A 5,227-nucleotide genomic window follows, 5' to 3' on the forward strand; every position below is an offset into this window, starting at 1 on the left:
CGAGACCACATTAAACAAACAGCCCAACAATACGGTTGCTGAGGTGCGAGCCCGCGCAAGTTCGAAGGCGTTCCGCCAAGCCATCCGGGCGAGCCTCGAAGGACGCACTGCCTGGCAGCGGTCTCTCAGCACGCACTTCCAGAAAAAATACAGGCTAGCTTGTCGCTAAGACGGACCTTGATCGCCGGAGGCCAGCGCCGCCACGGTCCTCATCCTGAGGTGCGAGCGCAGCGAGACTCGAAGGACGCACCGCTTACAAACCGCTTCCCAACATCAGACAAAGAAAAAGCCGGGCCCCTCGCCCGGCTTTTTCTTTGAACAGACCATGTCCATGTTGCCTGGACGGTCCGCGGTTTGCCCTTTCGGGCACTTAGGCCCCCGCCTAATTCCTTAGAGAACGATCACCTTCGCGCCGACTTCGGCACGATTGTAGAGGTCGATGATGTCCTGGTTGATCAGCCGGATGCAGCCCGACGACATGGCCTTGCCGATCGAGGCCCATTCCGGCGTGCCATGCAAGCGGTAGCCTGTGTCGCCGTTCTTGTTGAAGAGATACAAAGCGCGCGCACCGAGTGGATTGCGCAATCCGCCGGGCTGACCGCTCTGCCACTTCACCAGTTCCGGCTGACGGGCGATCATTTCGCGCGGCGGCGTCCAGGTCGGCCATTCGCGCTTCATGGCGATGCGGGCATCACCCTTCCACTCGAAGCCTTCGCGACCCACGCCGATGCCGTAGCGGACGGCTTCGCCTTGCGGCAGCACGAAGTAAAGATGCTTGGAGCGGGTGTCGACGATGATCGTGCCCGGCTTCTCCGCCGTCTTGTAACGGATGATCTGGCGCTGGAACTCACGCGGCACCTTGCTGATCGGCACGGCCGGGATCTCGTAGCCCGCGTCGACCTGTGAGGTGTAGTTGTTGGTGAAATTGTTCGACAGGAAATTGTTGATGCGACCGTCGGTGGAACAGCCGGCGAGCGCGGTGGTCAGAACAAGTCCGGCCGCCAAGGCAATGGTGTTAAGCTTCATACTGGTGATGCTGTCCGTCGCAGGAATGCCCGACTCGGGCCTTTAACTCGCCGGCATTGTTCCCGCCCGCGACGACGTTGCCAAGTCATGAACCTGAGGTTGCGGCTTGGAATCGTCTTTCAAAGGGCCGATATTGCATTTCGGCAACAATGCCGCCGTTTGAGCCTGTACGAGACCTGAGCCGATGAATGTCAGCCGCGCCGCCGAACGCACCCATCTCCCGCCGAAAACGCTGCGCTATTATGAGGAAATCGGTCTGATCCATCCGGCGCGCAGCACCAACGGCTATCGCGATTATTCGGAAGAGGACGTGCATCGCCTGACCTTCCTGCAGCGCGCACGCAGCCTCGGCTTCTCCATCGAGGATTGCCGCCAGCTGATGTCGCTGTATCGCGACCGCGACCGTGCCAGCCATGATGTTAGGGAAATCGCGGTGGCTCATGTCGCGGCGATCGAAGCCAAGATCGCCGAACTGCAGAGCATGCGTTCGACCCTGCAGCGGCTGGTTCAAGCCTGCCATGGCGACAACCGCCCTGACTGCCCCATCCTCGACGACATGGCTGGCGCAAAGCACTAGCGAATTCGCGATGGCAGCAGCGTCAGGCAAAGCCGGAACAAAACAGGTTCAAATCCACAGCGAATGATGGCATGATCGTTTGCATGCCAATCATTTCTCCTCTCGCCAAGGATCCGCTGGTCGACGGCCGCCAGTCCGAACGCGCCATGGTGATCCGCCGCGGCGTGCAGCGCCTGCTCACTTCGATGGGCGCGCATGTGCTTCCAGAACTTTGCTTGTCGACCGGCCGCCGCGCTGATCTCGTGGCGCTGACGCGCAACGGCGACATCTGGATCATCGAGATCAAATCATCGATCGAGGATTTTCGTGTCGACCGCAAATGGCCGGAATACCGGCTCCATTCCGACCGCTTCTTCTTCGCCTCACATCCGGAAGTGCCGCAGAGCATCTTCCCGGAAGAATGCGGCTTCATCCTTTCCGACGGCTACGGCGCCGAAATCATGCGCGACGCTCCCGAACACCGCCTCGCCGCCGCCACCCGCAAAGCCCTGATGCTCCGCATCGCCCGTGCGGGTGCAGCAAGGCTAACGGCTGCCGAGCTGGCCGGCGTGCAGATCGCAGCGCTGCAGGGGGAGAGTGAGTGATCGATTAGGGGATTAGGGGATTAGGGGATTAGGGGATTAGGGGATTAGGGTCGATATGCATGTCCCATCGTCAAGCCACTTACTCACCTATTCCCATATTCACCTACTCACCTTCTACTCTCACCTCGGCGCGCGCTTCGCCAGGATCCGTTGCAGCGTGCGGCGGTGCATGTTGAGGCGGCGGGCGGTTTCGGAGACGTTGCGCTCGCACATTTCGTAGACGCGCTGGATGTGTTCCCAACGGACGCGGTCAGCGGACATTGGATTTTCCGGCGGCGCGACCGGAGCGTCGGCGGTGCGGGTCAGTGCCGCGTAGATATCGTCGGCGTCGGCCGGCTTGCTGAGATAATCGATCGCGCCGAGCTTCACGGCGGTCACGGCCGTGGCGATATTCCCATAGCCGGTAAGGATGACCATGCGGGCTTCTGGACGCTTGTCGCGCAGGGCGGAAACAACATCGAGGCCGTTTCCGTCACCCAGGCGCATATCCACCACGGCATAAGCGGGTGCGCGCTGCTTGACCTTGGTCACGGCATCTTCGACGCTTTCGGCCACATCGACGGTAAAGCCACGGCCCTCCATTGCCCGCGCCAGGCGCGTGACGAAAGCCTTGTCGTCGTCAACCAACAAAAGGGTTGCATCCGCACCCAGGGCTGGATCAGCGGAGGCAGCTTCGGCAGTCATGATGCGGTCCTAGTCGTTTCCTGGCGAAAGGTCGTTTGTTTGAGCCTGATATAGACATTTAGCCCGCAAATACCATGAAAAAGCCGTCGGCAACCCCTGATCGGAGGGTTTTTAGCCCCTTAAACTCAATCAACATCCCTTGCGAAAGCAGAACGCGGCCATTCGATGAGGACCGACGCTCCCTTGTCGCGCTCTTCGGAATTGCGGAAGGTGATGGTTGCGCCGGAGCGCTCCAGCAACGTCTTGGCAATGAAAAGACCGAGGCCGAGCCCGCCGCCCTGGGTCGAGCCGCCCGGCCGGGTGGTCATATAGGGTTCGCCGATGCGATGGATGATATCGGGTGGAAAGCCGGTGCCATCGTCCACCACTTCGATGGCGATCTTGTCATCGTTCCAGCGCCAGCGCACCGTGACGGTAGCCTTGGCAAAGTCGACGGCATTCTCGATGAGGTTGCCGAGGCCGTAAATCATGCCGGGATTGCGCCGGGTGACCGGTTCAGACCCGATGAGGTCGCCGGCTTCCAGCGCAATATCGATGCCGAATTCGCGATGCGGCGCGGTGACTTCCTCGATGAGCGAGGTGAAGGGCAGCCTCTTCAGATGTTCCTCGCCCTCGCTGGACAGGCTGGTTAGCCGCTTCATGATGCCCCGGCAGCGCTCGCTCTGGCTGCGCAACAGGGTGACGTCCTCGCGAAAGCGCTCATCGTCGCCCAGAGCGCGTTCCATTTCCTTGGCGACTAGCGCGATGGTCGCAAGAGGTGTGCCGAGTTCATGGGCTGCAGCTGCGGCAAGCCCATCGAGGGCGGACAGATGCTGTTCCCGTTGCAGCACGAGCTCGGTGGCGGCCAGCGCATCGCCCAGCAGGCGCGCTTCTTCGGCCACGCGCCAGGCATAGATCGCGGTGAAAGCAATGCTCGCCAGCACCGACAGCCACATGCCCGCGACGTAAACCAGCGGCATGGAAAGCTCTGCCCCTTCATACCAGGGCAGCGGCAGGTGGTTGAACGCGAGGAAGCTGGAGGCTGCGCCCACGACGCCGCCAAGCAGAAGCGTGAAGCGCGGCGGGAGCGATGTGGCGGAAATCACGACCGGCACGCTCATCAGGAGCGAGAAGGGATTGGTCAGGCCGCCCGTCAGATACAGCAGTCCGCCCAGTTGCAGCGCGTCGAACAACAGGATCGCCAGGGCGGCATGTGGCGCCAGGCGCTGGGTGGCTGGGTAGCGCAGGGCAAGAAAAAGGTTAAGCCAGGCCGATCCCGCGATCAGCGCGAAGCAGGAGCTCACCGGCAGCGGAAAATCCAGCCAGTAAGCGACCACGATCACCGCGATGCTCTGGCCGACGATCGCCAGCCAGCGTAAACGGATCAAGGTCGAAAGGCGCAGGCGGTGAAACTGTTGCGGATCTTCGGGAGTAAGCATGGCCATGATCCCGCTTATGCGCTGATCGCCGCTGCCTCGCCACAACAAATCCGCTTCATGTACCGCGCGGCTTGGCCCGACTGGTGGCCTGTGCCGATGCCGGATCTTCCGGCCAGACATGTTTGGGATAGCGCCCGCGCATGTCGGCGCGGACATCGGCCCACGACCCCTTCCAGAAGCCTGGCAGATCGCGCGTGGTCTGGATCGGTCGATGCGCCGGCGAGAGAAGTTCGAGCGTCAGGGGAACGGTGCCGGATGCAATCGAAGGATGTTGCGTTAGGCCGAACAGTTCCTGCACCCGAACCGCCAGCACCGGCCATTCGCCCTCATAGCGGATCGGCAGATGGCTGCCGGACGGCGCGTCGAAATGGGTGGGCGCGAGCGCGTCGAGCTGGCGCTGGAGATCATAAGGAACAAGGCTGCGTAAGCCTTCGCTGACCGAAGAAGATGGGATGCGCGCGAACGACGCTTCGCCGGTAAGGAATGGCAGCAGCCAGTCATCGAGAACGGCGAGCAAGGCATCGTCGGACATATCCGGCCAAGGCGCGCCCAAGCCACGATGCAGCCAGGACAGGCGATGACGCAGCGTGGCAGCATTGTCGCTCCAGGGCAGAAGGTCGAGACCATGGCTGCGCAAGGCGTCGAGGATAGCGGCATCGGCCTGCGCGCCGGATGGGGCCGGCAGCAGGCGCTCACTCAGGACGATCGCGCCGAGACGCTCGGTTTCGCGTACGCGAACGGCGCGGCGTTCCGGATCAAACTGCGCTTGGCGACTGCGCTCGATCTTGTCGGCCAGAGCGGCGCGAATGTCCCCCTCGCTGATTTCGGCTGCGGCGGCGATCCGGGCATTCTGCGCCGCGCCTTGCAGATCGGCCACGACCAGGAACGGCGCGCGCGCAAGGCGTTCGGTGGCTTCCAACGTGGCGCCACGCCCATTG

General features: G+C 62.3%; 6 protein-coding genes. 2 read left to right on the forward strand and 4 right to left on the reverse strand.

Going from position 1 to position 5,227, the window contains the following annotated elements; genetic code table 11:
• Positions 1 to 390: 390 nt before the first annotated feature.
• On the reverse strand, positions 391 to 1,026 hold the full coding sequence (locus tag RTX98_RS19735; RefSeq protein ID WP_312798570.1) for a L,D-transpeptidase: 636 nt from the start codon (positions 1,024 to 1,026) through the stop codon (positions 391 to 393).
• Positions 1,027 to 1,210: 184 nt separating this feature from the next.
• Here RTX98_RS19735 and cueR point away from each other — a divergent pair, with 184 nt between their 5' ends.
• Positions 1,211 to 1,603 carry a Cu(I)-responsive transcriptional regulator gene (cueR, locus tag RTX98_RS19740; RefSeq protein ID WP_312798571.1) on the forward strand — a complete coding sequence of 131 codons (393 nt, stop codon included), beginning with the start codon at positions 1,211 to 1,213 and terminating at the stop codon, positions 1,601 to 1,603.
• Between the two features lie 83 nt (positions 1,604 to 1,686).
• The gene (locus tag RTX98_RS19745) at positions 1,687 to 2,187 is read left to right on the forward strand and encodes an MmcB family DNA repair protein (RefSeq protein WP_312798572.1); all 501 of its coding nucleotides are present in this window, start codon (positions 1,687 to 1,689) and stop codon (positions 2,185 to 2,187) included.
• A gap of 120 nt (positions 2,188 to 2,307) precedes the next feature.
• Here RTX98_RS19745 and RTX98_RS19750 read toward each other — a convergent pair whose 3' ends face one another.
• From RTX98_RS19750 to RTX98_RS19760, 3 genes are all read right to left on the reverse strand, one after another.
• Positions 2,308 to 2,871, reverse strand: a complete 564-nt coding sequence (locus RTX98_RS19750) for an ActR/PrrA/RegA family redox response regulator transcription factor (protein WP_312798574.1) — start codon at positions 2,869 to 2,871, stop codon at positions 2,308 to 2,310.
• A gap of 125 nt (positions 2,872 to 2,996) precedes the next feature.
• On the reverse strand, positions 2,997 to 4,295 hold the full coding sequence (locus RTX98_RS19755) for an ActS/PrrB/RegB family redox-sensitive histidine kinase (RefSeq protein ID WP_416223184.1): 1,299 nt from the start codon (positions 4,293 to 4,295) through the stop codon (positions 2,997 to 2,999).
• A 49-nt stretch (positions 4,296 to 4,344) separates the two neighbouring features.
• A partial coding sequence (locus RTX98_RS19760; RefSeq protein ID WP_312798576.1) for an ATP-dependent helicase C-terminal domain-containing protein occupies positions 4,345 to 5,227 on the reverse strand: 883 nt, incomplete at its 5' end.

The sequence above is a fragment of the Tianweitania sp. genome (genome assembly GCF_032053605.1).
Taxonomy (GTDB): domain Bacteria; phylum Pseudomonadota; class Alphaproteobacteria; order Rhizobiales; family Rhizobiaceae; genus Tianweitania.